1 protein-coding gene is annotated in these 569 nt (G+C 45.7%); it reads left to right on the forward strand.

All coding sequences use genetic code 11. From position 1 onward, the window contains the following. Positions 1-147: 147 nt before the first annotated feature. The coding region (locus AB9F26_RS22245; protein ID WP_369769127.1) for a carbohydrate ABC transporter permease at positions 148-569 on the forward strand (422 nt) is incomplete at its 3' end.

Consider the following 569-nt stretch of genomic DNA (forward strand, 5'->3'; position numbering starts at 1 on the left):
ACAATTCACGAAATTTACGCCGGAAAAGACCCGCAAGAGGCAGTTGAAAGTCTTCAAGTTCGCGCTGTGGAAGTCCTACAGTAGAAATCTATGACAGCTAAACTGCGCGTCATTTAGGTGACGCGCAGTTTACGAATGAGGGCAGATATGAATAACAACGTCACAATAAAGCGAAACTGGTCAATGCGGAACAACTGGCTCATGTTGATTGGACCGGCATTGTTGATGTTAGGTGCGACAACGCTTTATCCGATAGGTTTCGCAGTTTTTCTATCGTTTCAGGAATGGAACTGGGGCGCTACAAGCGAATTCATTGGGCTGGCCAATTTCGTCGAAATTCTGGGCAAGAATACTTTCTGGACTGCATTGTTCAACACTTTCTATTTCTCAGCTGGTGCAGTTACAGCGGAATTACTCTTAGGCCTTGGCCTTGCGGTCGCCATAAATCGACTTGGTTTTGGAGCGGGTGTAATCCGTACGATGTTACTGTTGCCGTTGATGGTCTCTGGAATTGCCGTCGCTTTGGTATGGAAAATTTTGCTTGATCCAACGCTTGGTATTGTAAACTA

The organism is Falsihalocynthiibacter sp. BN13B15 (assembly GCF_041205415.1).
Taxonomy (GTDB): Bacteria; Pseudomonadota; Alphaproteobacteria; order Rhodobacterales; family Rhodobacteraceae; genus Falsihalocynthiibacter; species Falsihalocynthiibacter arcticus.